The organism is Pseudonocardia sp. Ae505_Ps2 (genome assembly GCF_001932425.1).
GTDB lineage: Bacteria > Actinomycetota > Actinomycetes > Mycobacteriales > Pseudonocardiaceae > Pseudonocardia.
The window spans coordinates 1,309,479-1,334,889 of the sequence record NZ_MCIP01000001.1 but is presented as its reverse complement, the minus strand read 5'-3'; the positions used below and the strand labels follow the sequence as shown (position 1 = coordinate 1,334,889).

Genomic DNA, 25,411 nt, shown 5'->3' with positions numbered 1-25,411 from the left:
ACGCAGGTCGCCGGACACCCGTGTCGTGCGGGTCACACCGGGCCCGTCGGCCACCGTCGCGCCTGCGCCGGTCGGGTGCGGACGCACTAGGCTCTCCGCGTGCCCTCCGTCATGATCACGGGCGCGTCGTCGGGGATCGGTGCCGCGTTCGCCGATCGGCTCGCCGCCGACGGCCGCGACCTCGTGCTCGTGGCGCGCGACGCCGACCGCCTCCAGGCCGCCGCGCAGCGCTACCGCGACCTCGGCGTGGTCGTCGAGGTGCTGCCCGCCGACCTGTCGGAACCGGACCAGCGGGCCCGCGTCGTGCGCCGCCTCGCCGATCCCGACCTCGCCCCGGTCGACCTGCTCGTCAACAACGCCGGGCTCGCGCTGGGCTCGTCGTTCCTGGACAACGACGCCGCCGACCTGGCCCGGCAGCTGCAGGTCAACGTGGCCGCCGTGCTGGAGCTGACCCGGGCCGTGCTGCCCGGAATGGTCGACCGCGGCACCGGCGCGGTGCTGAACGTCGCCAGCGTCGCGGGCTTCCTGGCCGGGCGCGGCTCCACCTACGCGGCCGACAAGGCGTGGGTCATCTCCTTCACCGAGGGCGTCGCCGCGTCGCTGCAGGGCACCGGGGTGCGCGCGATGGTGCTGTGTCCCGGCTACGTGCGCACCGAGTTCCACGAGCGTGCCGGCATCGACGTCGGCGCCCGCCGCGGCCCGCTGTGGCTGGAGGCCTCCCAGGTCGTCGACGAGGCGCTCGCCGACCTCGGCCGGGGCCGGGTCGTCTCGGTGCCCTCCCGGCAGTACAAGGCGATCGTGGGGGCGACCGGGGTGCTGCCCCGGGGCCTGCTGCGACGCATCACGGCGACGTTCGACAGGGATCGCACATGAGTTCCGCACACACCGACCGTTCCCGGCTGGCCGCGCTGGTCCGGGAGATCGCCGTCGTCCACGAGCGGGTCACGCTCTCCTCCGGCGCGGAGGCCGACTACTACATCGACCTGCGCCGCGTCACGCTGCACCACGAGGCGGCCCCGCTGATCGGGCGGCTGCTGCGCGAGCTCACCGCGGACTGGACCTACCGGTCGGTGGGTGGGCTGACACTCGGCGCGGACCCGGTCGCGACGGCGGTGCTGCACGCGGCGGCGGCCGAGCCGGACACCGACCCGGTCGACGCGTTCGTCGTCCGCAAGGAGACCAAGAAGCACGGTATGCAGCGGCTCATCGAGGGCCCGGACATCGCCGGTCTCCCGGTGCTGGTCGTCGAGGACACCTCCACCACCGGCGGCTCGGTCCTGACCGCGGTCCGATCGGTGCTGGCGGCCGGCGCCGACGTCGTCGGCGTGTGCACGGTCGTCGACCGCGACACCGGCGCCCGGGAGGCGGTCGAGGCCGAGGGCGTGCCGTACCGCGCGCTGCTGGGGCTGGCGGACCTGCAGCTGGGATGAGCGAGCCAGGGCCCAGCGAGTGGTCGGTCCCCGGCCAGGTCGGGGTGGGCCCGTGGGCCGGGCCGTGGCCCGACGGCGACCACTGGGACCCGGAGCTGCTGGAGCAGGGGGACCGGCGCAACGTCGTCGACCGCTACCGCTACTGGCGCCGCGAGGCGGTCGCGGCGGACCTGGCGCGCCGGGCGCACCCGTTCCACGTGGCGATCGAGAACCTCGGCCACGACCACAACATCGGCACGGTGGTGCGCACGGCGAACGCCTTCGGCGTCGCCGGCGTGCACATCGTCGGACGACGGCGGTGGAACCGGCGCGGCGCGATGGTCACCGACCGCTACCTGCGGCTGCACCACCACGCCGACGCCGGCGGGCTCGTCGCGTTCGCCAGGGAGCACGGTCTGGCCGTGGTCGCGGTGGACAACGTCGCGGGGGCGGCCCGGCTGGAGCGGACGTCGCTGCCGCGGGACTGCGTGCTGGTGTTCGGCGCCGAGGGTCCGGGACTCTCCCCGGAGCTGTGTGACGCCGCGGACCTGGTCGTGTCGATCGCCCAGTTCGGCTCGACGCGCTCGGTCAACGCCGGCGTGGCGTCCGGCATCGTGATGCACAGCTGGATCCGCGAGCACGCGGACCTGTCCGACGCCTGGTGATCAGCACGTTTCCGCCCCGCCGGGGGCGGAAACGTGCCGGTCGACGCTCAGCCGCCCGCGCGGGGCGGCATCGCGGGACGGCCGGTGGTGTGGCGGTACGGCGGCTCGGTGCCGTCCTGGGGACGGGGCCCGGCGCCGGGCCGGGGCGCGGGCCCGCCGTGCTGCGGGGCGTGACCACTCTGCGGGGCGTAACCGGACTGCGGTGCGCGACCGGGCTGCGGTGCGTGCGGGGCCCGACCGTCCCGGGGCTGCCCGTGCTGCGGCGCCGGGCCGTTCCCGACGGCGGGCATCTGCATGGTGACCGCGGCCGGGTCGTCGTCGGCGCTGTGGCCGGTGACGGTGGCGGCGGCAGCACCGGCCGCGGCGCCCGCGACGCCGTCGACCGGGCCGGCGGGACCCCCGCGCTTCGACGTGGCCCGCGCCCGCAGCACCTCGAACACGATCGGCAGCACCGAGACCAGCACGATCGCGATCAGGATCAGGTCGATGTGCTCACGGACGAAGGTGAACTGGCCGAGGAAGTAGCCCAGCACCGTCACGCCCGCCGCCCAGGCGACGCCGCCGATCAGCGAGTACGTCAGGTACCGCTTCGGGTCCATCCGCGCGACGCCCGCGCTGACGGTGATGAAGGTCCGCACGATCGGCACGAACCGGCCCAGGACGATGGCCCGGTTGCCGTACTTCTCGAAGAACTCGTGGGTCTTCTCGACGTGCTTGGGGTTGAACAGCTTCGACTTGGGCTTGTCGAAGATCGCCGGGCCGGCGCGGTAGCCGATCCCGTAGCCGACGGCGTTGCCGGCGAAGGCCGACACCACCAGCACCAGGCTGACCAGCCACAGCGGGACGTCGATCGCGCCCTGCGCCACGAACAGGCCCGCGGTGAACAGCAGCGAGTCGCCCGGGAGGAAGAACCCGAGCAGGAGCCCGCACTCCGCGAAGATGATCGCGGCGACGCCCACCAGGGCCCACGGTCCCAGGGACTCGATGATCACCGCCGGGTCGAGCCAGTCGGGACCGAGGGCGAGCGTCTGCGTCGCGGCGAGAACCGTCACGTCGAGAAACGGTACCGGCCGGGTGACGGGGACCGACGCGGCCGTCGCTGTGGAGGTGCTGTGAGCGGTTCAGCCGAGGGCGGGCAGCGCACCCGGCAGGAGCACCGAGACCAGCGCGAGACCCCCGCCGAGCAGGGCACCGAGGAGCAGCGCGATCACGGCGGCCCAGACGATCTGGCCGGTCGCCGAACGGGCGGGCGCCGGCGCCGGGGCCTGCTGCGGCCGGCGCTGCGGGGGCGGCGCGGGACGCGGGACCGGTGGCGGGATCCGGCCGGGAACGCGCGGTGGCACGGGGGCCGGGCCCGCTGCGGGACGCTGCGGCATCGGGCGCCCGCGGGCCTGGGCCTGGAGCGCCTCGCCGATCCGGCGGGCGGCGTCGTCGCGGCCGGGCTGCGGCGGCTGGGGGCCGGTCATCGCAGCTCTCCCGGGCGCCGGACGGCCTCGGTCCCGGCGCGCTCGGCCATGATCCGGGCGACGGCGTCGAGCGCGCGGCTGGCGGTGGACTTCACCGTGCCGCGGCTCATCCCTGCGGCCTCGGAGATCTCGGACTCGGTCAGCCCGCCGTAGTAGCGCAGGACGAGGACCTTGCGCTGGCGCGGCGGGAGCTGGGCCAGCGCGTCGACGACCGACTGGTGCTCGGCCGACAGCATGGCCAGCGACTCCGCCGAGCGGGCGTTCGCCGCGTGCGGGGGCACGTACTCGCGCGCCGTGCGACGGCGCCGCAGCACCGAGCGCGACCCGTTCACCACGGCCGCGCGCAGGTAGGCGACGGCGGCGGTCTCGTCCCGCAGCCCGGACCAGTGCCGGTGCAGGCCGGTGAACGCCTCCTGCACCACGTCCTCCGCGGTGGCCGGGATGTCCACCAGCAGCATCGCGAGGCGCATGAGCCGCAGCCGGTGGTCGCGGTAGAGGTCGGCCAGGGTCAGCGGCGTGTCCGGTCCCTGCCGGGCCCCGGATCCACCCGGCCCGTCGACCGGGTCGGACGCCGTGCCCGGGGCGAACTGATGCGGCCCGGTGCCCTCGGGCGCCGGTCGGCTGTCGATGGCGCGCAACCGGCCCAGCGTCCGGTCGACGGCGTTCTCGGCGCGCTCCTCCTCCACGACCACCACCCTAGCGACCACCACCGACAGCCTTCGCAGCATTGCCCGGTGCAGCAGTCTCACGCAGCAGTGTCACCCGTTGCGGCGGTCGGCGACGTCGTCCGCGGTGAGACCAGGCCCATCACCGACGATGGCTCCCCCTTCGCCGTGGGTACGTGATACTCACCCGGAGACAAGGAGCGCTGCGCGGAGCAGCGACCGCCGACGACGAGGAGGCAGGCCCCGTGCCCATCGCCACGCCCGAGATCTACAACCAGATGCTGGACAACGCCAAGAGCGGCGAGTTCGCCTACCCGGCGATCAACGTGACCAGCACCGAGACCCTCAACGCGGCGCTGCGCGGGTTCGCGGAGGCGGGCTCCGACGGCATCGTGCAGGTCTCGACCGGTGGTGCGGAGTTCCTGTCCGGCACCCGGGTGAAGGACATGGTCACCGGTTCGGTCGGGCTCGCCGAGTTCGCGCACGTCGTCGCGGACAAGTACCCGGTCAACATCGCGCTGCACACCGACCACTGCCCCAAGGACAAGCTGGACTCGTTCGTGCGTCCGCTGATCGCGATCAGCCAGGAGCGCGTGGACAAGGGGCAGAACCCGCTGTTCCAGTCGCACATGTGGGACGGCTCCGCGGTCGAGCTCGAGGAGAACCTGAAGATCGCGGCCGAGCTCCTGGAGCAGGCGGCCAAGGCGAAGATCATCCTCGAGGTCGAGATCGGCGTCGTCGGCGGTGAGGAGGACGGCGTCGCGAACGACATCAACGACAAGCTCTACACCGCCCCCGGCGACTACGAGCGCACCGTCGACGTCCTCGGTGCCGGCGACAAGGGCCGCTACCTGCTGGCCGCGACCTTCGGCAACGTGCACGGCGTCTACAAGCCGGGCAACGTGAAGCTCCGCCCGGAGATCCTCAAGCAGGGCCAGGAGGTGGCCGTGCAGAAGCTGGGTCTCGACGCCGGCGCCAAGCCGTTCGACCTGGTCTTCCACGGCGGCTCCGGCTCGCTGCTCGAGGAGATCCACGAGGCGCTGACCTACGGCGTCGTGAAGATGAACGTCGACACCGACACCCAGTACGCCTTCACCCGGCCGATCGTGTCGCACATGTTCGAGAACTACGACGGCGTGCTCAAGATCGACGGCGAGGTCGGCAACAAGAAGGTCTACGACCCGCGGTCGTACCTGAAGAAGGCCGAGGTCGGGATGAGCGAGCGCGTCATCGAGGCCTGCGAGTCCCTGAAGTCGGCCGGCAAGGCCCTCTGAGCCCTGGTCCGGATCCTCCTCGCGTGCCCACCGGTTGGCGACGACCGGTGGGCACGCGCCAGGATGGCGCCATGAGTCTGCACGGCAACCTGCTCGAGCCCGACGACACGCGCCTCCCGGTCGACCCCGCGGCGGCGGACCTGGCGGCGGGCAAGGACCCGTCGGAGGTGGCGGCGGGGTCGCCGTCGTCGTCGATTGCCTGGGCGGTGCTCGCCGAGCGCGCCCTCGACGCCGGCGAGACCGTGGCCGCGTACGCCTACGCCCGCACCGGTTACCACCGTGGCCTGGACCAGCTGCGCCGCAACGGCTGGAAGGGCTTCGGCCCGGTCCCGTGGTCGCACGAGCCGAACCAGGGCTTCCTGCGGTCCTGCGGGGCGCTGCTGCGCGCCGCCACGGCGATCGGGGAGGCCCCCGAGGTCGAGCGGCTGCGCACGCTGATCTCCGACTCGGACCCGGAGGCGCTCGCCGCCCTCGGCGTGTCCTGACGCCCGTGGCCGCGTGGGACCGGATCCGCTCACGTGGCCGGGCCGGCGCCCGGCGCGTCCGCGCGTCGTGGCTGCCGATCCTGCAGTGCTCCATGGCCGCCGGGCTCGCCCTCTGGGTGGCCGGTGACCTGGTCGGTCACACGCGGCCGTTCTTCGCGCCGATCGCGGCCGTGCTCAGCCTGGGCATGTCGCTCAACTCGCGGCTGCGCCGCACCGCCGAGCTCGTCGTCGGGGTCAGCATCGGGGTGCTGGTCGGTGACCTGCTGATCGCGCGGATCGGCAGCGGCCTCTGGCAGCTGGTGCTCGTCGTCGCGCTCGCGCTGGTCGTCGCGGTCTTCACCGACGGCGGCACGTTGTTCGTCAACCAGGCCGCGGTCTCCGCGGTGCTGGTGACGACGCTGCTCCCGCCCACCGAGACCGGCGGGATCGACCGCTGCATCGACGCACTGATCGGCGGCCTCGCCGGGATCCTGGTGGCCGCGGTCATCCCCGCGCACCCGGTCCGGATCGTCCGCCGGGTCGCCCGCCGGGTGCTCGACGACCTCGTCACCGTGCTCACCGAGACCGCGACGGCGCTGCGCGAGGGCGACCGGGAGAACGCGTCGCGGGCGCTGGCCCGGGCCCGCGACACCCAGGCCGTCATCGACGAGCTGCGCACCGCCGTCAGCTCCGCGGGCGAGGTCGTGACGGTCTCGCCGATGCACCGGCCGCGCCGGGCCATGCTGCGCCGCTACCGGACCCTCGCCGAACGGGCCGACTATGCCCACCGCAACGCCCGGGTGCTCGCCCGGCGCGCGATGACCGCGATCGAGGACGGCGAACCGGTCCCGCCCGGTCTGCCGGACGCCATCACCGAGCTGGCCGCCGCCGTCGAGGCGCTGATCGGGGAGCTCGGGCAGGACGGCGACCGGGAGAAGGCCCGCGGCCCGATCCTGGAGGCCGTGCAGCACGCGCCGGTCCTCGCCGACCCGGGTGCGGTCGTCGTGCGGCCGGCGGAGGGTCAGACGGCGCCCGCGGGGTCGGCGGCGGTGCTCGTCGCGCAGGTCCGCTCGATCGCGATCGACCTGCTGCAGGCGACCGGGATGACCCGCAGCGAGGCGTTGCGGGCGCTGCGGGCCCAGTTCGCCGATCCTGACGTGGACTGAACGGGCTGCGGGGCTTCCGTCACCGGTCGGTCACGGAGCAGAATCGGGCGTCGTTCGGCGCCGGGACGTCGGGTCCCCCTGCACGGAGTTGTGGACGTCGCTCATCGATCGAGGTTCACGGTGCAGCTGTTCATCCGCTACGTCCTCGCGCCAGTCGTCCGGCTCGTGTGGCGGCCCTGTGTGCGCGGGGCGGACCGCATCCCGGCCACCGGGCCGGTGATCCTCGCAGCGAACCACCGCGCGGCTGTCGACACGGCGTTCATCCCGCTCGTCGCCCCGCGCAAGGTCGCCTTCCTCGGCAAGGCCGAGTACTTCACCGGTCGTGGCCTGCGCGGACGCCTGATGGCGGCGTTCCTGGGAGCGCTCGGCTACATCCCGGTCGACCGGGCCAACGCTCGTGCCGGTCTCGCCGCACTCGCGGCCGGACGCGAGGTCCTGGAGCGCGGCGGTGCGTTCGGCATCTACCCGGAGGGCACCCGCTCCCTCGACGGCAAGCTGCACCGCGGGCACACCGGCGTCGCGTCGCTGGCCCTGTCGACGGGAGCCGTCGTCGTGCCCGTCGGCCTGATCGGGACCGAGCGCGTGCAGCCGATCGGACGGCTGTTCCCGCGCCTGGCCCGCGTCGAGATCCGCTTCGGGCGGCCGTTGGAGTTCAGCCGCTACGACGGGCTGGAGGGCGCGCCGGCGATCCGGCGCGCGGTCACCGACGAGATCATGGACGCCATCGCGGACCTGTCGGAGCAGACCTATGTGGACAGCTACCACCGGCGTCCGGACGACTCGGCGGCCGCGGCCTGACCGGAACGGGCCCGGGGACGACGGCGGCGGGCTAGCCTGCTGCGGTCCTGTTCCTGTCGGGGGGAGCGTCGCTGGTGGTCCGACTCGTTCTCGTCCTGCTGGTGGTGTGCGGGGTGGTCGTGGGGTGTGGGGCTGCGGAGCCGGAGGGGCCGTTTCCGCCGCGGCCGGCGGAGATCGACGTGGCGAACATTGATCCCTGTGTGGCGATGACCCCCGAGCTTCGACAACGCTTCGGTGTCGAGGGCGATGAGCCCTCGGTTGTTGCCCTCGCGGACGGTCCCAGTCGTGTGTGCGGGTGGGGCAATTACGACACCGTGGAGAACTACAGCGTCCAGACGATTCAGACCGCAGCATCGAAGATCGTGACGGCACAGGGCGCCACGGTCACTGAGGTGTTCTCAGTAGCGGGGTGGCAGGTCGTGGCGACACGCCGAGGGTGGTGAGATGAGCGGGAACGGGGCAGGACCCCGGTAGATCGGTTCGGTCCAGCACAGATCGACACCGTCACCGAGGTCCTGCATGTCTGATCCTGTCACCTACACCGCTGTCCTCCCGATCGGGGAGCGCACCGTGGCCTATCTGGCGCGGCTCCTGGTCCTTCAACGCCGTCGACGTGGCACCCGGCGGCGGGCGTTGACCCCGTTCGCCCAGGCAGTGCTGGTGATCCGCTGGTTCTGTGATGCTACCCGGGTCCGATGTTCGGCCGGTGACAACGCGATCAGCACTGCAACGGCCTGCCGTTACCTGCACGAAGGCATCGACGTCCTCGCCGCGGCCGCACCCGGCCTGCACGGAGCCCTGCTCGCCGCCCGCACAGCCGGGCACACCCACGTGAATCTCGACGGCACCCTGATCGCCACCGACCGGTGCCGCGCGCTCGGCCTCACCCCCGGGGTCGACCTGTGGTGGTCGGGCAAGCACCGCCGCCACGGCGGGAACATCCAGGTCCTCACCGCACCTGATGGATGGCCGCTATGGACCAGCGACGTGCGGCCGGGCCGCGAGCACGACACCCGCTGCGCCCGTACCCACCCCGGGCTGCTCGAGGGCCTGGCCGCGTTCACCGACGACACCCACGCCGCGCTGGGCGATCTGGGCTACGAAGGCGAAGCCGACCGGCTCACCGTGCCCATCAAACTCGCCCCCGGCCGCGGGCAGACGGTCAACCAGCGCACCGTCAACACCCTGCACTCAGCCCTTCGTGCTCTGGCCGAACGCGGAAACGCCCTGCTCAAGACCACCTTCGCCGCGTTGCGGCGAGTCACGCTATGTCCCTGGCGCACCGGCGCGATCACCGCAGCTGCGCTCGTACTACTCCACACCGAGTACGACCGCACGACATGATCAACCCGCTACTGAGAACACCTCACTGTCGTCGGTAGTTTCGGGGCCGTGCGGATGGTTGAGAGTGAGGACTCGGCGCCGTTGTGCAGCCTCTACCTGGACGCGGCAGACACCGCCAGCGTCCGAGTTCAGGTTCAGGACTTCGGGTACGACGAGCAGACTCGCGGATCGATGGACGATGTCTGTGCCCGAGCTGAAGCGTTGGCTCAGAGCTACCTGGATGCTGCCCGATCGCGCTGATCAGATTTGCGGTTGCGAACGTTCGTGGCCGATGTCGCCTCGCCGCACGTTGATCGGCCTACTCTTCACCGTATGAAGAGGTCTGCTCAAGAACCGCGGGGGTCGGCCAGTGATTCGCTCATGTTGCAGATTGATCCGGGCAACATCATGGGCGTATATCGGCGAATGGATGAGCAGTTCAGGGCAATGCAGAAGAGTCGGCAACAGGTGGCCAATCTGAAGAACGTTCCGCCGTGTGGGGCAGACCCGGTTTCGCTCGATGCCGTTGCCGTCTTCCAGCCGAAGATCGATTCGATCACGAGTGCTCATGTCGACTACATGGACGAGGTTCAGGAGGCGCGTGACCGACTCAAGCAGGCCGCCCAGGAGTACGGCCTGATCGAGGACGAGAACACGGCGGCCCTGAAGTCCACCGCTCCCCCGTCCACCGGCCCGCTGCTCGAGCGTTAGGGACCCGACCGTGCCCCTTCCTCGCTGCTACAACTACGAAGCCTTCGACATTGCCACGAAGTCGGCATGGATCCTCGGCAAACCGGGCGCCGAGGCGACCCGGCAGACGGCGGACAGCCTGCGTTCCCTCGTCGACGACATGGCGGCGACCAAGCAGACCCTCGACCGGGGCATGGCCGACCTCGGCATCTCGTGGCAGGGCCCCGCCGCACAGGCGGCCCAGGAATCCCTGGACCGCACCGCGACCGGCGTCGACGGCACCGCGACCGTCGCCCAGAACGGCGCCGACCGCATGCTCGACCACGGCAGCGCGTTCGAGCGCATGCGCGGTCAGGTCCGGTTCATGGACCCGGCCGAGTTCTCCTGGATCCAGCGCGCGGGCGACAACATCAGCGAGGCCTGGCAGTCCCTCCAGGGCCGGGGCACGGACCACGTCACCATCGCCGAGCACAACCAGATCAACGACGAGATCGCGAACCGCGCGCTCCAGCAGTACGAGTCCGAGACCTCGGCCATCGACGACCGCTTCACCACCGAGGCCGCCGCCGCGCCCCCGGCCGGCTCGACCCCGGATGCGACGTCCGGGGGCGGCGGGGCATCGGGGCCGCAGCCCGGCGTGTCCGTCGGCGCGAACGTCCCCGTCCCTCCGGACAGCGGCTCCGCCGCGGTGCCGGGACCGGCCGGGATCGGGCTTCCCCCGGGCGGTTCGGCGCCCCCCGGCCCGGCGGTCGGCGGGGCAGGCGGAGCCCTCGGGGGAGGGCCGGGTGGCAGTCCCGGACCGGCGGCCGGACCCGCGGCCGGATCCGGTGGCGGGCCCTCGCCCGTCGTTCCGCTGGCGAACGGACCGGCGTCGAGCACCGGTGGAGGGGGTGTCCCGGCCCCGGGTTTCCGCACCCCGCCCGCTCCGGACCGCACGCGGATCCCGCCCCGGGCCCCGGTGCCGGATGCCGCCCGTACCCGCGAGGACCTCGCACGCCGGTTCGGTGACCAGGCCCGGCGGCAGCAGCTCGTCCGGCCCGTCGCGGAGCCCCGCCCCGGCGGGACCGGCTCCTACGGTGGCGGCACCGGTGCGGGCCGGGGCGGCTACGGCTCCCCGTTCGGCGAGTCCCGCGGCACCGCGCGGCTGCCGGGGGGCTCGGCCGAGCCGCACTCGCCGGGGAGCCGTGTGGGGTCCGGGACGGCGTGGGGTACCGAGCCCCGTACCACCGGCCCGCGGAGCGGCGGTGCGGCCGAACCGTGGACCGGCACCCGGGCGTCGGAGGCACGGGGTGGCGCCGCCGGCTACGGCCCGATGACCGGTGGCGTCCCGGGAGGTCGTGCGGACGGGCAGGACCACCGCAACCGCTACGTCGTCCCCACCGACGAGGTGTTCGACGTCGGTGTCACCGCGACCGACGCCGTCCTCGCCCCCGAGGACCCCGGCCGCTGATCAGCCCGGCAGCACCGGTCGCCACGGCTCGGTGTGCTTGTACCAGGCCCAGCGCTTGATCTCCCGCGGGTGCGGGACGCCGTCCCGGACGGGCGTCGCACCCGTCGTCCCGATCTGGATCGCCCGCCCGGTCGCTCCGGTCACCCCACGCCCCGCACGCACCTGGACTCCCTCCGGCCCTGCGTCGACGACGAGCGTCTTCACGCGGCCGTGCAGCACCCGCGTCGCATCGCAGTAGGCCTCGCCGTAGAGGTCGGGGATCTCCCCGCGGCCGGCGAGGACACCGCCGTTGTCGTCGCGCACCAGCGGCATCTCGCGGGCGGCGCCGGACCGGGCCAGGGCGACGGCGTCGTCGAACCGGGTCGGGAGTCCCCAGTTCGCGGCGGCGCGGGACCGGCGCGACACCGGCAGGTAGGCGACCTCGGTGTCGAGGGCGTCGCGACGCAGCAACCGGACAAGCACGGCGGCGAGGTCGGCGTCGTCACCGTGCACGATGAGCCGCCGCGCCGGGAGGAGGGCGTCGACCTCCGCCTTCCCGGGGCGCGGACCCACGGTGACCGAACGCACCGCGGGATCGGACACCAGCGACGACGGTGGGCGTTCCCGCCGCGCGCCGGGCCGGATACCGTGGAAGGGAAGACGGTGACGCCGCTGCGGCAGGCAGTCGAGGAGCACCGCTTCGGGATCGGTCGGAACCACTGATCGAGTACCCTCCTCGCCGCGGAAACCGGAAATCACGCCCGGGTCCGCGACCGTGACGAGCGTGTGTGAACTGGAGTCTCTTACATGCCCGCAATCGTGTTGATCGGCGCCCAGTGGGGCGACGAGGGCAAGGGCAAGGCGACGGACCTGCTGGGCGGACAGTTCGGCTGGGTCGTCCGCTACCAGGGCGGCAACAACGCCGGCCACACCGTCGTCACGCCGGACGGTCGCGACTTCGCGCTGAAGCTCATCCCGTCCGGGATCCTGTCGCCGGGCGTGAAGAACGTGATCGGCAACGGGGTCGTCGTGAACCCCGAGGCGCTGATCGAGGAGAAGGCGGGCCTGGAGCGGCGCGGCGTCGACACCTCCGGCCTGCTGATCTCGGCCGACTCGCACCTGATCATGCCGTACCACGTGGCGATCGACCGCGTCACCGAGCGCTACCTGGGCAAGGCCAAGATCGGCACCACCGGTCGCGGCATCGGCCCGGCGTACCAGGACAAGGTCGCCCGGGTCGGCGTCCGCGCCGCGGACCTGCTCGACGAGAAGATCCTGCACCAGAAGGTCGAGGCCGCCCTCGAGCTGAAGAACCAGATCCTGGTCAAGGTCTACAACCGGCGCGCGCTGGACTTCAACGAGGTCGTCGACACCGTCCTGGAGCAGTCGAAGGAGTTCGCCGACAAGATCGTCGACACCCGGCTGCTCCTGAACGAGGCCCTGGAGCGCGGCGAGACGCTGCTGCTGGAGGGGTCGCAGGGCACCCTGCTCGACGTCGACCACGGCACCTACCCCTTCGTGACCAGCTCGAACCCGACCGCGGGCGGCGCGTCGGTCGGGTCCGGCATCGGCCCGAACAAGATCACCCGCGTGATCGGGATCCTGAAGGCCTACACCACCCGCGTCGGCTCCGGCCCGTTCCCGACCGAGCTGCACGACGAGATGGGCGAGTTCCTCCGCAAGACCGGCGGCGAGGTCGGTGTGAACACCGGCCGTGCGCGGCGCTGCGGCTGGTTCGACGCCGTCATCGGGCGCTACGCGGTGCGGGTCAACGGCATCACCGACCTCTTCCTGACCAAGCTGGACGTGCTGTCCGGGCTGGAGTCGGTGCCGATCTGCGTCGGCTACGAGGTCGACGGCCACCGCGTCGACGAGATGCCGATGACCCAGACCGGCTTCCACCACGCCGTCCCGGTCTACGAGGAGATGCCCGGCTGGGTCGAGGACCTGTCCGCCGCCCGCACCTGGGAGGACCTGCCGGCCACCGCCCAGGCCTACGTGGCGCGGATCGAGGAGCTCACCGGCGCGCCGGTGTCCGCGATCGGCGTCGGCCCCGGGCGGGACCAGACGATCACCCGCTGACCTGCCGCGCCAGCAGCCCGAGCGCGTCGCGGTCCGGGCTGCCGGGCGGTGCGGTCAGCACCAGCACCGTCCGGTCGGGCGTCCGGCCGACGTCGAGCACCTGGTGGTCGAGCGTCAGCTCGCCGACCAGCGGATGTCGCAGCGTGTGCCGTTCCTGTGCGCAGGGGTGCGCCCGATGGTCGGCCCACAGCCGGGCGAACTCGTCGCTGCGCACGGACAGGTCCCCGACCAGCGCGGACAGCCGCGCGTCGTCGGGGCGGCGCCCGGCCGCCAGGCGCAGGGCGGCCACCAGGGCGCGGGTGCGGGCGACCGGATCGGCGTAGAGGGCCCGCACGTGCGGGTCCAGCACCGCCATCGCGACCAGGTTCGGGCGGTGCCGCGGGCAGGCCGGGGAGAGCGGATCCAGGTGCGCCGCGAGCAGCGCGTGCCCGAGCGGGTTCCAGGCCAGGACGTCCCCGGACCGGCCGAGGACGAGCGCGGGCACGTCCGGCATGGCGGCCAGCAGGTCGGCGGTACGGGCGTCGACGCACTCGGGCGGTGCGCTGCGCAGCGAGACGGGGCGGGCCGCCGTCGCGGCGATCCGGTGCAGGTGGGCCCGCTCGCCCTCGTCCAGGGCCAGCACCCGGGCGATGGCGTCGAGCACCGCGGGGGAGGCACCGCGGGAGTGTCCCTGTTCGAGCCGCGTGTAGTACGACGGGCTGACCCCGGCGAGACCGGCCAGCTCCTCCCGGCGGAGCCCGGGGACCCGCCGCGCGCCGGTCGTCGGCAGCCCGAACGCGTCGGGATCGAGCCGTGCCCGTCGCGCCGCCAGGAACTCGCCGAGAGCCGTCACGACCCCATTGTCCGCACCGGAGCGACCCGAGCCACTCCCTGCGCGGGATACCCCGGGCCGGGGACTCCCGCATCGCGCCGGAGGCACCGACGATCACGGCGTGACCATCCAGCTGCGCGGACCCGTGACGGTCGAGCGGATCACCGAGCTCGACGACTGGCCCTTCGGCGTCCGCGAGATGTTCCCGGCCCACCCCTCGGACGGGCCGATCTCCCTGGTGATCGCCACCCACCTCGTCCGCACCCCGGACCTGACCGTCCTCGTCGATGCCGGCAACGGTGACGGCCGGCACCGCCCCGGACTGCCCGCCCACCATCTGCTCGACGCCGGGTACGCGGCCCGGCTCGCCGCACGGGTCGCGCCCGAGGAGATCGATGTCGTCGTCTGCTCCCACCTGCACCCGGACCACTGCGGCGGGCTGACCACCGCCGACGCCCGCCCGGCCTTCCCCGGGGCGCGGCACCTGGTGTCCCGGGCCGAGCTGGCGTGGCTGGGTGCGGTGCACCGCTCGGCCCCCGGCTCCGGCGTCGCCGAGGGACTGGCCCGGACCTGGGAGGACAGCGTCGCGCCGGTCCTGGACGCGGGTCTGGTCGACCCGGTCGGCGACGGCGACGGCGTCAATGTCGATGTCGATCTCGGTCACGGGGTGCGGCTGCGTGCCGCGCCCGGGCACACCCCCGGCCACCTCGTCGTCGAGATCGGGCCGCCCGACGGGCCGGAGGTGGTGATCGGGGGCGACGTCCTGCACCACCCGCTGCAGTTCGACGACCTCGACCTCGCGCAGGCGGGCGACGCCGACCCGGCCCGTGCTGCCCGTACCCGACGCGACCTGTGCGAGCGCCTCGCCCGCTCCGGCGGGCTGCTGCTGCCGTCGCACTTCACCCCCGGCCGTGTCCGCCGGGCCGGGGACGGTTTCGCCTACACGCCGTCGCCCTGACGCCGTCGCTCCTCGCGGACCGGGGTGACCAGCACCGCGGCCGGCGGCGCGACCGCGGCGATCGCGAAGGCCGCCGCGTAGCCGGCCGTGCCGACCAGCAGCCCCAGGGCCGCCGGCACGACCGAGGCGACGGCGTTCTGCCCCGTGTTCTGCACCCCCAGCGCACGCCCGGACCAGGCCGGGCCGGCGATCTCGGCGGTGCTGGTGAACGCCAGGCCGTTCGGGGCGACGGTGACGACCGCCCCGACGGCCAGCATCGTCACCGCCAGCCACCCGGCGACGGCGTCGCCGAGGGCGAACAGCAGCAGTACCAGGGTCGCGGCCACCGCGACCTGGCGCATCGGGCGCAGCCGCGACCCGACCCGGTCCGACCAGACCCCGGTCGCGATCCGCCCGGCCGCGCCGGCGACCTGGCCGCACGCGACGAAGGCGCCCGCCGCGGCGACGTGCCAGCCCTGCTCCCGGACCAGGTACTCGGTGCCGAACGCCGACACCGCGAACTGCGAGACGACCAGCAGCGCGCTGGCGCCGTGCACCCGCCACAGTACGGACGTCCGGTACGGGGAACGCTCCGGCTCCGCACCGGCAGGCCGCTGCGGTCGGGGCGGATCCGGGGCCAGCGTCAGCACCAGCACCGCCGCGACCAGGCACAGCAGCGCGGGCAGCGCCAGCGCCCGGAACGGCCCGACGGCTGCGCCGAGCGTCGGCAGCGTCAGGCCCGCCACCGCGACCCCCAGCGGCCGCGAGGTCTGCCGGATGCCCATCGCGGTCCCGCGCTCGTGGACGGCGAACCACCCCATCACCATCCGGCCGCTGGCGGCGAACACCGACGCGGCCCCCGCGCCGCCGAGCCCGAGCAGCACCAGCAGCGCCGGGCCCGGCCCGAGCGGGAGCAGCGCGGCCGCCCCGACGGCCAGCGCGCACAGCACGAGCCCGATCGTCATCACGCCGCGTTCGCCGGACCGGTCCGCGGCCGCCCCCCACAGGACGAGGGTGCACAGCAGGCCCACCGTCGGGGCCCCGACGTAGGCACCGGCCTGCGCCAGCGTCAGCCCGGCCGAGTCGCGCAGCAGCGGCACCACGAACGGCAGCCCGTAGACGAACGAGCAGGCCGCCGTCTGCGCGAACACCCCCACCGTGAGCACCAGCCAGCGACGCCGGGTCCGGGTCACGTCGACGGAGGTCATGTACCCACGCTAAGCATTCGTCCCACGATCCGGCCATTCGTTCCCGGATCGTGGGACGACGTGCGGTGGGGTCAGGAGGCGCAGTTCCCGGTGTCGGCGGGGGACGAGGCGCCGCTCGCCGCCACGTTCAACGCCTGCCCGACCTGCTCGGCGGTCAGTACGAAACCGGTCTCGGTGTCGTCCAGCGCGGCGCCGAACACGACGCCGACCACCCGTCCGTCGGGCGTGATCATCGGGCCGCCGGAGTTCCCGGAGCGCACCACCGCGCGGACGGTGTAGACGTCGCGCAGCACGCTGCCCTGCTCGTAGATGTCCGGTCCGCGCAGCCGGATCCGCTCCCGGATCTTGCCGGGGGTGACCGTGTACGGGCCGTCCAGCGGGTAGCCCAGGATGATCACGTCGTCGCCGACGGCGGCCGGGTCCGGGCTGAACTGCAGCGGCTGCTCGTCGAGGTCGGGCACGTCGAGCACGGCCACGTCGACCTCGGGGTCGTAGTAGACGACCTGGGCGTCGAGCTGGCGGGTCCGTCCGCTGGACGTCGTCACCTCGACGGTGGTGCTGGAGGTCCCGGCGACGACGTGCGCGTTGGTCATCACCCGCTGCGGGGCGACGACGAACCCGGTCCCCTCCAGCGCGCGACGGCAGGACGGTGCGCGCCCGCGCACCTTCAGCACCCGGTCGCGGACCTCGGTGACCACCGGGGACTGCGCGAGCGCGGAGTCCGGCGGGCCGACCGCGGCGACCGGTGTCCGCGAGAACGGGCTGACGACGTCGGGGAAGCCGGAGTCGTCGAGGAGCTGGCGCAGCTCGGCGGGGAGCTTGCGTGCCGCGTCCGGCATCACGTCGTCCACCCCGGCGAGCACTCGCGAGTCGCGCAGGCCGCTGGTCAGGGTGGAGAAGCTCGTCGAGGACAGCGGCAGCGCGATCAGCCAGGCCGCCACCACCACCGCGACCGCCTGCACGCCGGCGCCCAGCGTGGAGTCGACCTTCAGGGTGCCCTCGCCGCGGATCCGGTCGCGGATGAACCGTCCGAGGTAGACGCCCGTCGCCTCACCGAGCGCGACGAGCAGCACCACCACACCGATCCCGAGCAGCACCTTCCCCTGCTGGGACTCCACCTGCCCGGCCAGCAACGGGGCGAGCCGCAGCCCCAGCACCGCGCCGGTCAGCACACCGGCGAACGACAGCAGTGCCACCGCGACCCCGTGCCGCCAGCCGGACGCCGCGGCCAGCAGAGCGAGGATCACGACGACGACGTCGACCCAGCTGATGCTCACCGGTCCACCACGCCGTGGTCGTCCACCCGGACTCCTTCCGGTTCGTGCCGCCGGGCCCGGGCCCAGGCGTCGTCGAGATCGAGGACCCGGCCGGCGTCCCACGGACGCTCCCAACCGGACCGCTGCAGCAGCGCGGACAGCAGGCCCGCGGTGAAACCCCAGACCATCAGGCCCGCGGCGTCGAAGGCGGGGCCGGTGTGCCCCCTGGGGCCGCGCACGGTGAACCGGTTCGCCGGGTCGGTCAGGACCGCCACCGGGACCCGGACGACCCGGGCGACCTCGGCGGCGTCGACCACCCGCACCGGCGACGGCGACGCCCAGTGCGCCAGCACCGGGGTCACCAGGAAGCCGGTGGGCGGGATGAACAGGTCCGGCAGGACGGCCAGCGGCACGACCCCCGACGGGTCCAGCCCGGTCTCCTCCCGGGCCTCCCGCAGGGCGGCGTGCACCGGGCCGGTGTCGGTCGGGTCGAGCCTGCCGCCGGGGAAGGCGACCTGCCCGGCGTGCGAGCGCAGCGTCGCCGCGCGCTCGGTGAGCAGCACGTCCGGTCCCCCGGACTCCGCGTCGGTGAACAGCATCAGCACCGAGGCCCGGCGCGGTTCGCCGCTGTCGGGCGGCAGGCGTCGCCACCCGAACCAGGCCGGGTCCAGGCCCAGCGCCCCGTCGACGAGCGGGCGCAGCGACGCCGGCGTCGCCGAGGGGTCGGGCTCGGGCACCCGCGGAATGTCCGCGTGCGCGGTCACCGGAACCGCTCCACGGCGGCCGCGACGTCGTCGGCGGTCCGGAACGGGACGGGCGGGTCCACCATCGCGACGCCGCCGTCGGCGCGGGTCACGTAGCTGACCGGCAGCAGCGGCGGGGTGTCCAGGGCGCGGCGCACGGCCCGCTGCGGGTCGGTCACGGCCGGCAGGGTGACCCCCAGCTGCGCGGACAGGGTCAGCGCGGCCACCGGGTCGTCCTGCACGTCGACGGTGAGCACCGGCAGTGCGCCGGGCCGCTGCGCGTAGGCCTGCAGTGCGGGCAGCTCCTCGCGGCACGGCACGCACCACGACGCCCAGAAGTTGACCAGCGTCGGACGCCCGGCCAGGGCCGCGCCCAGGTCGGTGCGGCCGTCGGCGCCCAGGCACGGCACGGTGATCCCGGCGAGCGGACCGGCCGGCGCCGCGCCGGACGGGACCGGGCAGGGGGCCAGCCGGGCCGAGGCACGCGCGGTGGCCAGCGCCTGGGGGTCCGCGGCGGCCAGGTCGGTCTCGGGCCGGTCGGCCGGGGCCGCGCTCGCCGCGGGGCCACTGCCGGCGCCCCCGCCCGTGGTGGATCCCGAGGGCCACAGCGCCCAGACAGCGATCGCCACCAGGACGACGACGACCGCGGTCGACACGATCTCGGAGCGGGAGGCGCCTGTCCTGGTCACCGGCCGTCCCCGGAGGGCCCCGCGATCCCCGCGAGTGCGAGCAGATGGTCCCGTTCCGGCCCCTTGACCAGCGCCGCGGCCTCGCCCGGATCGGTGGGGCCGAGGCCGAAGGCGGGGCAGTCCGCCGCGAGCGTGCAGGCGCCGCAGGCCGGTTTGCGGGAGTGGCAGACCCGGCGCCCGTGGAAGATCACGTGGTGGGACACGATCGTCCAGTCCCGGCGCGGGACGAGCTCGCCGATGGCGTGCTCGACCTTGACCGGGTCCTCCTCGGTCGTCCAGCCCCAGCGGCGCACCAGACGTCCGAAGTGGGTGTCGACGGTGATCCCGGGGACGCCGAACGCGTTGCCGAGGATGACGTTCGCGGTCTTGCGCCCGATGCCCGGCAGCTTCACCAGCTCGTCCAGCGTCGACGGCAGCTCCCCGCCGTGCCGCTCGACGACGGCGGCCCCCAGCCCGATCAGCGACGTCGCCTTGTTCCGGTAGAAGCCGGTGGAGCGGATCAGCTCCTCGAGCTCGGTCCGGTCGGCGCCGGCGTAGTCCGCGGCGGTGGGGTACCGGGCGAACAGTGCCGGGGTGACCTGGTTGACCCGCTCGTCGGTGCACTGCGCGGACAGGATCGTCGCGACGGCGAGATCGAGCGGGGTGGTGAAGTCCAGCTCGCAGTGCGCGTGCGGGTAGGCCTCGGCCAACGCCCGCAGGGTGCGGTTGACCCGGCGTGCTCGCCCGATCGGGCTCTCCCCGGCCGCGACGCGCGCGGCCAGACCGGCTGCGGCGCGGGGGGTGGGCCGCGACGCCCGCGACGTCCGTCCGGCGGAGGTGCTCACGTGACCGAGCGTACGGGTGGGCACCGACAGTCGTGTCACGGTGTCGCGCCGTGCACCGCTCGTCGCCGCGCGCGGTCCGGTTCGCGTCGGAGCGTGGTCGACCGTCCGGCGCGGCGACGCGTCCGACGAGCGGTGCCCGCCCCCGGTCGAGTGTGCGCCGAACGGGCTACGAGGTCACGAACGCGTCACGAAGCCCCCGACGCGACCACCCCCGACCGGCCGGGCTCCGAACCCGTACGAGAGGATCGGAGCCGCCATGACTGCCTGGTTGAGCGTTCTCGTCCCGCTGCTCGTGATGTTCTTCGCGCTCGGCATGGAGCGCGTGGAGTCCCGCATGCGGGAGTCCACCGTGCGCCAGGACGAGCTGGACGAGATGCTCGAACAGCCCCGGCCGGACGAGGTCCGTGCCCTGTTCCGGTCCGGCACGGGCCGCGCGCTGGAGCTGTTCCGGCTGCGCAACCGGCGCCGTCGGGGGGCTCGTCGGAGCCAGGTCCCGTCGGCCTGACAAGATCGGGTGCAGGAGGCGCTACAGCGCCCCGCGACGAATCGGACCCGATCGGATGTCAATCCGATCGGGCCAGTGGTGCGCACGTGTGTGGCGAAGACCTCTACACTGACGCGCCGACGACCCGCCGTGACGACACGGCCGGTGAACGAGGAGCATTGCAGTGGACGAGGTTCTGATCCGGGCAGGGATCTTCCAAGGTGTGGAGCCCCAGGCCGCCGAGGCGCTGGCGGAAGCTCTGGAGACTGCCGAGTTCTCCCGCGGGCAGGTCATCTTCTCCGAGGGAGAGCCCGGTGACCGCCTCTACATCGTGTCGGGCGGGAAGGTGAAGCTCGGCCGGAAGTCCCCCGACGGCCGGGAGAACCTGCTCATGGTGGCCGGTCCGTCGGACATGTTCGGCGAGCTGTCGATCTTCGACCCGGGCCCGCGCACGTCCTCGGCGACCGCGGTCACCGAGGTGCGTTGCTACACCATGGACCGCAGCGCGCTGCGCGAGTGGATCGGCAAGCGGCCGGAGATCGCCGAGCAGCTGCTGCGCGTGCTGGCCCGCCGCCTGCGCCGCACCAACAACATGCTCGCCGACCTGATCTTCACCGACGTGCCGGGCCGGGTGGCGAAGTCGCTGCTGCAGCTCGCGCGCCAGTTCGGCTCCCAGGAGTCGGGTCTGCTGCGGGTCACCCACGACCTCACGCAGGAGGAGATCGCCCAGCTCGTCGGCGCCTCCCGCGAGACCGTGAACAAGGCGCTCGCCGACTTCGCGCACCGCGGCTGGCTGCGGCTGGAGGGCAAGAGCGTGCTGATCCTGGAGCCGGAGCGGCTCGCGCGACGCGCTCGCTGAATTCTCTGGTACGGACGTCCCAGAACATGTGATCCTGGGGCGTGCCCGCCGCCCTCTCCGACTACCGCGCCGCCCTGGGGACCCCCGGGGCGGCCGCGCCGGTCTGCGCCTCCGTCCTCGGTCGGTTCCCGATCGCGATGCACAGCCTCGCCACGTTGCTCTACGTCCGCGAGGTCCACGGCTCCTACGCCGTCGCCGGAGCGGTCTCCGCGGCGCTGCTCGTCGGGACCGCCGTCGGCACGGTCGTGCAGGGGAGGGTGCTGGACCGGCTGGGCCCGACCCGGCCGATGCTGGTGCTCGTCGGGGTGTACCTGCTGTGCGTCACCGGGCTGGTGCTGAGCATCGAGTTCCGGGCGGCGCTGCCGCTCGCCGTGGCGGTCGCGGTCGTCACCGGGCTCGTCACGCCGGCGTTCGAGGGGTCGTCACGGGCGCTGTGGTCGGACCTGACCCCGCCCGGGCCGCGCCGCGAGGCCGCCTACACCTACGAGGCGATCAGCCTCGAGATCTTCTTCATCATGGGGCCCGCGCTGGCCGCTGTGCTGGTGGTGGCGACGCCGTGGCCGGGCACCGCGCTCGTCGCCGCGGCGACCGCGGAGATCGTCGGCACCACCTGGTTCGCGCTCACCGCCGCCGTACGCCGCCGCTCGGCCCGCATCCGCGCCGAGCGCGCCGACGGGTCGCTGCCGGTCGAGGCCGGGCTGCTCGGGGTGTTCCGGCGGCCCGGGCTGCGGACGGTGGCGCTGGCGTCGCTCGGGTTCGGGCTGGTGGCGGGGACCGCGGAGGTCGGCGTGATCGCCGCGACCGCGTTCGCCGGTTCGCCCGCCGCCGGCGGGCTCCTGCTCTCGCTCTGGTCGGTGGTCTCGGTGCTGACCGGGGTGCTCTACGGGATGCGGCCCTGGCCGCGGCCGCTGCACCTGCGGCTGCCGGTCCTGCTCGCCGGCTTCGCCGTCCTGGTGACGGCGATGGGGCTCGTCTCCCCGCTCGGTTCGCTGGTGCTGCTGGCCGTGGTGATGATGGCGGCAGGCGCGCTGATCACCCCGCAGGTGACCGCGCACTCCCTCGGCGTCGAGCAGACCGCTCCGGCCGGGGCGGCGACCGAGGCGTTCAACTGGATGGTGATGGCCGCGGTGCTCGGTGTCTCGGTCGGGCAGGCGCTGTCCGGCGTCATGATCGACCTCGTCGGGCCGGGCGGGTACGCGGCGGGCGGCGCCCTGGGGCTGCTGGTCGCCGGGTTGCTGTGGCTGCGTCGCGGCTCGGTCGCCGACACCGAGCCCCGCGCCGTCGCGGCCGGGAGCCCGGCGTGAGCGGCGCCGGGGAGCTGCGGCGGCTGCGCGACGTCGTCGCCGGTGACATGGCCGGTGCGGACGTCGCGCACGACCTCGGACACCTCGACCGGGTCGCCGGGCTGTCGGCCCGGCTGGCGGTGCGGGAGGGGCTCGACGGGTTCGTCGCCGCCGTCGCCGCGTACGTGCACGACCACCACCGGGCGGCCGAGGCCCGGCTCGGCCGGGTCGTCGCGCCCGCGGAGGTCCGCGACGACGCCCGGGACGCACTGCGCCGCGGCGGGGTCGCCGAGCAGCTGTGGGACCCGGTGCTCGACGCCGTCGAGGCCACCGGCCGCTACTCGTTCTCCGAGGCGGCCACGGCGCCCACCGCGGACCGGATCGCCGCCTGCCTGCACGACGCCGACATGCTCGACGCGATGGGCGCCACCGGCATCGCCCGCGCGTTCGCCTACGGCGGCGCGATCGGCGAGCCCCTGTGGGACCCGGGGGCGGGCGTCGCGAGCGGTGGCTACCGGTCCGGGCCGACCGGCTCGGTCGTCGCCCACTTCCACGAGAAGCTGCTCCGGCTGCGCGGCGAGCTGCGTACCGCCGCCGGCCGGGAGATGGGCGAGCGGCGGCACGCGGCCCTGGTGGAGTTCCTGCGCCGGTTCCGCGAGGAGTGGATCGAGGTCCACGGCGACGAAGGCGGCGCCCCGCCCGAGGTCTAGAGCGGGTCCAGGATCCGCTTCAGGAACTGCCGGGTGCGGGGCTGCGCCGGCTCGACCAGCACCTGCGACGGCGGACCGGACTCCGCCACCACCCCGCCGTCGACGAAGAGGACCTGGTCGGCGACCTGCTGGGCGAAGCGGATCTCGTGGGTGACGATGACCATCGTCCGGCCCGCCGTCGCGAGGTCCTTGATCACCCGCAGGACGTCGCCGACGAGCTCGGGGTCCAGCGCCGAGGTGGGCTCGTCGAACAGCATCAGCTGCGGGTCGAGAGCCAGCGCACGGGCGATCCCGACGCGCTGCTGCTGGCCGCCGGAGAGCTGGTACGGGTACTGGTCGGCCTTCTCGGCCAGCCCCACCTGGTCCAGCAGCCGCCGGGCGTCCGCGGTCGCCTCGGCCCGGGGCCGCTTCTGCACGATCACCGGGCCCTCGATCACGTTCTCCAGGACGGTGCGGTGCGGGAACAGGTTGTGCGACTGGAACACCATCGCGGTCCGGGACCGGAACCGGGCCAGCGTGGCCCGGTCGACGGGGGCGCCGAAGTCGACCGCGAGATCGCCGATGGTGATCACCCCGGCGTCGGCCCGGTCCAGCGCGTTCAGGGTGCGCAGCACCGTCGTCTTGCCCGAGCCGGACGGCCCGATCACGGCGGTCACGGTCCCGGCGGGGACGTCGAACCCGATGTCACGCAGGACCTCCAGCGTCCCGAAGGACTTGCGCAGGCCCCGGACGGTCAGCAGGTCGCTCATCGCGCCACGTACCTCTCCAGCCGCGCCTCCACCCGCACCTGCACGGACGAGAGGATCAGGCAGACGATCCAGTAGTACACCGCGGCCACGCCGTAGAGGGCGAAGAAGTCGAACGTCGGCGCCGCGGCCAGCTGGGCGACCCGCAGCAGCTCGGTCACCAGGATGGTCGAGGCCAGCGACGTGTCCTTGACCAGGGAGATCAGCGTGTTCGACAGCGGCGGGACGGCGGTCCGCGCGGCCTGCGGGAGGATCACCCGGCGCAGCGTCGTCGCGTACCCCATGCCGATGGTCTGCGCGGCCTCCCACTGCCCCTTCGGGATGGACAGGATCGCCGCCCGGATGATCTCGGCCGCGTAGCCGCCGACGTTGAGGCTGAACGCGATCACCGCCGACGGGAACGGGTCGATCACCAGCCCGAGCTGTGGCAGCGCGTAGAACACGATGAACAGCTGGACCAGCAGCGGCGTGCCGCGCACGACCGAGATGTAGGCGCGGGCCAGCCAGGACAACGCCGCGATCGACGAGATCCGGGCCAGCGCCAGCAGCAGGGCCAGCGCCAGCCCGATCACGAAGCTGATCGCCGTCAGCGGGATGGTCATCGTGACCGTCGCCTTCAGCATCGGCCACAGGTTGCGGCCGATCAGCTCCCAGGTGGCGGGATCCATCTACTTCCCGCTGACGTCGCTGCCGAAGTACTTCTCGGACAGCTGCGCCAGGGTGCCGTCGGCCCGCAGCTCGGCCAGTGCCCGGTCCACGTCGGGCATCAGGCCGCTGTCCTTGCGGGCGGCGAAGGCCTGCTCGCTGGTGTCCCCGGTGGTGGCGGCGACCTTGACGCCCTTGTCCCCGGTCGACTTCTCGTACTCGCCGACGGCCAGGGTGTCGTTGACCGTCGCGTCGATGCGGCCGTCCTTGAGCAGCTGGACGGCCTGCACGAAGCCCTCGACGGCCTCGACGTTCGCCCCGGCGCCGCGGGCGACCTCGGCCCAGTTGCTGGTCGCCGACTGGGCGGTGGTGCGGCCCCGCAGGTCGGCCAGGCTCCGGATCGCGGTGTCGTCGGCGCGGGTGACGATCACGCCCTCGGACACGGTGTAGGGCGTCGAGAGGTCGTACTTCGCCTTCCGCTCGTCGTTGATCGTGACCTGGTTGGCGACGAGGTCGATCCGCTGCGACTCGAGCGCGGCGAAGATCGAGTCCCAGGGGGTCTGGACGAACTCGACCTCCTTGCCCAGCTTGGCGCCGACCGCACGGGCGACCTCGACGTCGTAGCCGGTCAGCTGCCCGTCGGGGCCCTGGAAGCTGAACGGGCTGTAGGTCCCCTCGGTGCCGACGCGCAGCGTGTCGGACCCACCGCTGCTGCAGCCGACGAGGGTGGTGAGGGCCAGCAGCGCGGCGGCCAGGGCCAGGATCGTGCGACGCACGGGGTCTCC

General features: G+C 73.6%; 30 protein-coding genes. 17 read left to right on the top strand and 13 right to left on the bottom strand.

The window, feature by feature from the left end; genetic code table 11:
* Nucleotides 1–99: 99 nt before the first annotated feature.
* Genes Ae505Ps2_RS06280 through Ae505Ps2_RS06270 form a run of 3 tightly spaced genes read left to right on the top strand, consistent with a single transcriptional unit; the run spans nucleotide 100 to nucleotide 2,074 of the window.
* On the top strand, nucleotides 100–873 hold the full coding sequence (locus tag Ae505Ps2_RS06280) for an SDR family oxidoreductase (protein WP_020625732.1): 774 nt from the start codon (nucleotides 100–102) through the stop codon (nucleotides 871–873).
* A complete protein-coding gene (pyrE, locus tag Ae505Ps2_RS06275) occupies nucleotides 870–1,430 on the top strand; it encodes an orotate phosphoribosyltransferase (RefSeq protein WP_020625733.1) in 561 nt (186 codons plus the stop codon). The genes Ae505Ps2_RS06280 and pyrE overlap by 4 nt, the downstream gene beginning before the upstream one ends.
* Nucleotides 1,427–2,074: an RNA methyltransferase gene (locus Ae505Ps2_RS06270; protein WP_075309446.1), complete on the top strand. Its 648-nt coding sequence runs from the start codon at nucleotides 1,427–1,429 to the stop codon at nucleotides 2,072–2,074. Before pyrE ends, Ae505Ps2_RS06270 begins: the two co-directional genes overlap by 4 nt.
* 47 nt (nucleotides 2,075–2,121) lie before the next feature.
* Here the strand turns inward: Ae505Ps2_RS06270 and Ae505Ps2_RS34185 are convergent, their stop codons facing one another.
* From Ae505Ps2_RS34185 to Ae505Ps2_RS06255, 3 genes are all read right to left on the bottom strand, one after another.
* Nucleotides 2,122–3,126, bottom strand: a complete 1,005-nt coding sequence (locus tag Ae505Ps2_RS34185; RefSeq protein WP_083695394.1) for a DedA family protein — start codon at nucleotides 3,124–3,126, stop codon at nucleotides 2,122–2,124.
* A 69-nt stretch (nucleotides 3,127–3,195) separates the two neighbouring features.
* A complete protein-coding gene (locus Ae505Ps2_RS06260; protein WP_075309448.1) occupies nucleotides 3,196–3,540 on the bottom strand; it encodes a hypothetical protein in 345 nt (114 codons plus the stop codon).
* Entirely contained in the window at nucleotides 3,537–4,226 is a 690-nt protein-coding gene (locus tag Ae505Ps2_RS06255; RefSeq protein ID WP_075554190.1) for a sigma-70 family RNA polymerase sigma factor, read from the bottom strand. Before Ae505Ps2_RS06255 ends, Ae505Ps2_RS06260 begins: the two co-directional genes overlap by 4 nt.
* Before the next feature lie 224 nt (nucleotides 4,227–4,450).
* Here Ae505Ps2_RS06255 and fbaA point away from each other — a divergent pair, with 224 nt between their 5' ends.
* The 8 genes from fbaA (at nucleotide 4,451) to Ae505Ps2_RS06210 (ending at nucleotide 11,370) form a co-directional block, all read left to right on the top strand.
* Nucleotides 4,451–5,479 (top strand): class II fructose-bisphosphate aldolase, encoded by a 1,029-nt coding sequence (gene fbaA / locus Ae505Ps2_RS06250; RefSeq protein WP_075309450.1) that lies wholly within the window; start codon nucleotides 4,451–4,453, stop codon nucleotides 5,477–5,479.
* 71 nt (nucleotides 5,480–5,550) lie between these two features.
* On the top strand, nucleotides 5,551–5,964 hold the full coding sequence (locus Ae505Ps2_RS06245) for a DUF3151 domain-containing protein (RefSeq protein WP_020623386.1): 414 nt from the start codon (nucleotides 5,551–5,553) through the stop codon (nucleotides 5,962–5,964).
* Nucleotides 5,965–5,969: 5 nt separating this feature from the next.
* On the top strand, nucleotides 5,970–7,109 hold the full coding sequence (locus Ae505Ps2_RS06240) for an FUSC family protein (protein WP_249265224.1): 1,140 nt from the start codon (nucleotides 5,970–5,972) through the stop codon (nucleotides 7,107–7,109).
* A gap of 120 nt (nucleotides 7,110–7,229) precedes the next feature.
* Entirely contained in the window at nucleotides 7,230–7,907 is a 678-nt protein-coding gene (locus Ae505Ps2_RS06235; protein WP_075309452.1) for a lysophospholipid acyltransferase family protein, read from the top strand.
* Nucleotides 7,908–7,981: 74 nt separating this feature from the next.
* Nucleotides 7,982–8,350, top strand: coding sequence for a hypothetical protein (locus Ae505Ps2_RS06230; RefSeq protein WP_075553480.1), 369 nt, complete (start codon nucleotides 7,982–7,984; stop codon nucleotides 8,348–8,350).
* A 76-nt stretch (nucleotides 8,351–8,426) separates the two neighbouring features.
* Nucleotides 8,427–9,251 carry a transposase family protein gene (locus Ae505Ps2_RS06225; protein WP_075553479.1) on the top strand — a complete coding sequence of 275 codons (825 nt, stop codon included), beginning with the start codon at nucleotides 8,427–8,429 and terminating at the stop codon, nucleotides 9,249–9,251.
* Between the two features lie 360 nt (nucleotides 9,252–9,611).
* A complete protein-coding gene (locus Ae505Ps2_RS06215; RefSeq protein WP_075309456.1) occupies nucleotides 9,612–9,941 on the top strand; it encodes a PE domain-containing protein in 330 nt (109 codons plus the stop codon).
* 10 nt (nucleotides 9,942–9,951) lie between these two features.
* The gene (locus Ae505Ps2_RS06210; protein WP_075334003.1) at nucleotides 9,952–11,370 is read left to right on the top strand and encodes a WXG100 family type VII secretion target; all 1,419 of its coding nucleotides are present in this window, start codon (nucleotides 9,952–9,954) and stop codon (nucleotides 11,368–11,370) included.
* Here Ae505Ps2_RS06210 and Ae505Ps2_RS06205 read toward each other — a convergent pair whose 3' ends face one another.
* Nucleotides 11,371–11,952 carry a hypothetical protein gene (locus Ae505Ps2_RS06205; protein WP_020622377.1) on the bottom strand — a complete coding sequence of 194 codons (582 nt, stop codon included), beginning with the start codon at nucleotides 11,950–11,952 and terminating at the stop codon, nucleotides 11,371–11,373.
* A gap of 204 nt (nucleotides 11,953–12,156) precedes the next feature.
* Here Ae505Ps2_RS06205 and Ae505Ps2_RS06200 point away from each other — a divergent pair, with 204 nt between their 5' ends.
* Nucleotides 12,157–13,431: an adenylosuccinate synthase gene (locus Ae505Ps2_RS06200; RefSeq protein WP_075309460.1), complete on the top strand. Its 1,275-nt coding sequence runs from the start codon at nucleotides 12,157–12,159 to the stop codon at nucleotides 13,429–13,431.
* Here Ae505Ps2_RS06200 and Ae505Ps2_RS06195 read toward each other — a convergent pair.
* Nucleotides 13,421–14,263, bottom strand: a complete 843-nt coding sequence (locus tag Ae505Ps2_RS06195) for a helix-turn-helix domain-containing protein (protein ID WP_075309462.1) — start codon at nucleotides 14,261–14,263, stop codon at nucleotides 13,421–13,423. The two genes, Ae505Ps2_RS06200 and Ae505Ps2_RS06195, sit on opposite strands and share 11 nt — an antisense overlap.
* Nucleotides 14,264–14,363: 100 nt before the next feature.
* Between Ae505Ps2_RS06195 and Ae505Ps2_RS06190 the strand changes: the two genes are divergently transcribed.
* Nucleotides 14,364–15,200, top strand: a complete 837-nt coding sequence (locus tag Ae505Ps2_RS06190; RefSeq protein ID WP_075553477.1) for an MBL fold metallo-hydrolase — start codon at nucleotides 14,364–14,366, stop codon at nucleotides 15,198–15,200.
* Here Ae505Ps2_RS06190 and Ae505Ps2_RS06185 read toward each other — a convergent pair.
* From Ae505Ps2_RS06185 to nth, 5 genes are all read right to left on the bottom strand, one after another.
* Nucleotides 15,182–16,387, bottom strand: coding sequence for an MFS transporter (locus Ae505Ps2_RS06185; protein WP_075553476.1), 1,206 nt, complete (start codon nucleotides 16,385–16,387; stop codon nucleotides 15,182–15,184). The two genes, Ae505Ps2_RS06190 and Ae505Ps2_RS06185, sit on opposite strands and share 19 nt — an antisense overlap.
* A 71-nt stretch (nucleotides 16,388–16,458) precedes the next feature.
* Nucleotides 16,459–17,658 (bottom strand): MarP family serine protease, encoded by a 1,200-nt coding sequence (locus tag Ae505Ps2_RS06180; protein ID WP_075312640.1) that lies wholly within the window; start codon nucleotides 17,656–17,658, stop codon nucleotides 16,459–16,461.
* A 2-nt stretch (nucleotides 17,659–17,660) separates the two neighbouring features.
* Nucleotides 17,661–18,407, bottom strand: a complete 747-nt coding sequence (locus tag Ae505Ps2_RS06175; protein WP_233147684.1) for a CoA pyrophosphatase — start codon at nucleotides 18,405–18,407, stop codon at nucleotides 17,661–17,663.
* A complete protein-coding gene (locus tag Ae505Ps2_RS06170; protein WP_075334000.1) occupies nucleotides 18,404–19,075 on the bottom strand; it encodes a TlpA disulfide reductase family protein in 672 nt (223 codons plus the stop codon). The genes Ae505Ps2_RS06175 and Ae505Ps2_RS06170 overlap by 4 nt, the downstream gene beginning before the upstream one ends.
* On the bottom strand, nucleotides 19,072–19,803 hold the full coding sequence (gene nth, locus Ae505Ps2_RS06165) for an endonuclease III (protein ID WP_075312644.1): 732 nt from the start codon (nucleotides 19,801–19,803) through the stop codon (nucleotides 19,072–19,074). Before nth ends, Ae505Ps2_RS06170 begins: the two co-directional genes overlap by 4 nt.
* A 352-nt stretch (nucleotides 19,804–20,155) precedes the next feature.
* On the opposite strand from nth, the gene Ae505Ps2_RS06160 reads away from it, so the two are divergent.
* From Ae505Ps2_RS06160 to Ae505Ps2_RS06145, 4 genes are all read left to right on the top strand, one after another.
* Nucleotides 20,156–20,404: a hypothetical protein gene (locus tag Ae505Ps2_RS06160; RefSeq protein WP_043282623.1), complete on the top strand. Its 249-nt coding sequence runs from the start codon at nucleotides 20,156–20,158 to the stop codon at nucleotides 20,402–20,404.
* Between the two features lie 163 nt (nucleotides 20,405–20,567).
* The gene (locus Ae505Ps2_RS06155; RefSeq protein ID WP_020628211.1) at nucleotides 20,568–21,242 is read left to right on the top strand and encodes a Crp/Fnr family transcriptional regulator; all 675 of its coding nucleotides are present in this window, start codon (nucleotides 20,568–20,570) and stop codon (nucleotides 21,240–21,242) included.
* A 41-nt stretch (nucleotides 21,243–21,283) separates the two neighbouring features.
* Nucleotides 21,284–22,546 carry an MFS transporter gene (locus Ae505Ps2_RS06150; protein WP_075309467.1) on the top strand — a complete coding sequence of 421 codons (1,263 nt, stop codon included), beginning with the start codon at nucleotides 21,284–21,286 and terminating at the stop codon, nucleotides 22,544–22,546.
* Nucleotides 22,543–23,235, top strand: coding sequence for an HD domain-containing protein (locus Ae505Ps2_RS06145; protein ID WP_075309469.1), 693 nt, complete (start codon nucleotides 22,543–22,545; stop codon nucleotides 23,233–23,235). The genes Ae505Ps2_RS06150 and Ae505Ps2_RS06145 overlap by 4 nt, the downstream gene beginning before the upstream one ends.
* Here Ae505Ps2_RS06145 and Ae505Ps2_RS06140 read toward each other — a convergent pair.
* From Ae505Ps2_RS06140 to Ae505Ps2_RS06130, 3 genes are read right to left on the bottom strand one after another with little or no spacing between them, the layout of a single operon-like run.
* Nucleotides 23,232–23,984, bottom strand: coding sequence for an amino acid ABC transporter ATP-binding protein (locus tag Ae505Ps2_RS06140; protein WP_020628208.1), 753 nt, complete (start codon nucleotides 23,982–23,984; stop codon nucleotides 23,232–23,234). The genes Ae505Ps2_RS06145 and Ae505Ps2_RS06140 overlap by 4 nt on opposite strands.
* On the bottom strand, nucleotides 23,981–24,649 hold the full coding sequence (locus tag Ae505Ps2_RS06135) for an amino acid ABC transporter permease (RefSeq protein ID WP_020628207.1): 669 nt from the start codon (nucleotides 24,647–24,649) through the stop codon (nucleotides 23,981–23,983). The genes Ae505Ps2_RS06140 and Ae505Ps2_RS06135 overlap by 4 nt, the downstream gene beginning before the upstream one ends.
* On the bottom strand, nucleotides 24,650–25,402 hold the full coding sequence (locus Ae505Ps2_RS06130; protein ID WP_020628206.1) for an amino acid ABC transporter substrate-binding protein: 753 nt from the start codon (nucleotides 25,400–25,402) through the stop codon (nucleotides 24,650–24,652).
* Between the last annotated feature and the right edge of the window lie 9 nt (nucleotides 25,403–25,411).

Excerpts from the sequence above, each read along its gene's own strand:
- Ae505Ps2_RS06245 (WP_020623386.1), top strand. The coding sequence starts at position 5,551 with ATGAGTCTGCACGGCAACCTGCTCGAGCCCGACGACACGCGCCTCCCG.
- Ae505Ps2_RS06185 (WP_075553476.1), bottom strand. The coding sequence starts at position 16,387 with ATGACCTCCGTCGACGTGACCCGGACCCGGCGTCGCTGGCTGGTGCTC.
- pyrE (WP_020625733.1), top strand. The coding sequence starts at position 870 with ATGAGTTCCGCACACACCGACCGTTCCCGGCTGGCCGCGCTGGTCCGG.
- Ae505Ps2_RS06200 (WP_075309460.1), top strand. The coding sequence starts at position 12,157 with ATGCCCGCAATCGTGTTGATCGGCGCCCAGTGGGGCGACGAGGGCAAG.
- Ae505Ps2_RS06160 (WP_043282623.1), top strand. The coding sequence starts at position 20,156 with ATGACTGCCTGGTTGAGCGTTCTCGTCCCGCTGCTCGTGATGTTCTTC.
- Ae505Ps2_RS06215 (WP_075309456.1), top strand. The coding sequence starts at position 9,612 with ATGTTGCAGATTGATCCGGGCAACATCATGGGCGTATATCGGCGAATG.
- Ae505Ps2_RS06225 (WP_075553479.1), top strand. The coding sequence starts at position 8,427 with ATGTCTGATCCTGTCACCTACACCGCTGTCCTCCCGATCGGGGAGCGC.
- Ae505Ps2_RS06135 (WP_020628207.1), bottom strand. The coding sequence starts at position 24,649 with ATGGATCCCGCCACCTGGGAGCTGATCGGCCGCAACCTGTGGCCGATG.
- Ae505Ps2_RS06270 (WP_075309446.1), top strand. The coding sequence starts at position 1,427 with ATGAGCGAGCCAGGGCCCAGCGAGTGGTCGGTCCCCGGCCAGGTCGGG.
- Ae505Ps2_RS06260 (WP_075309448.1), bottom strand. The coding sequence starts at position 3,540 with ATGACCGGCCCCCAGCCGCCGCAGCCCGGCCGCGACGACGCCGCCCGC.
- Ae505Ps2_RS06140 (WP_020628208.1), bottom strand. The coding sequence starts at position 23,984 with ATGAGCGACCTGCTGACCGTCCGGGGCCTGCGCAAGTCCTTCGGGACG.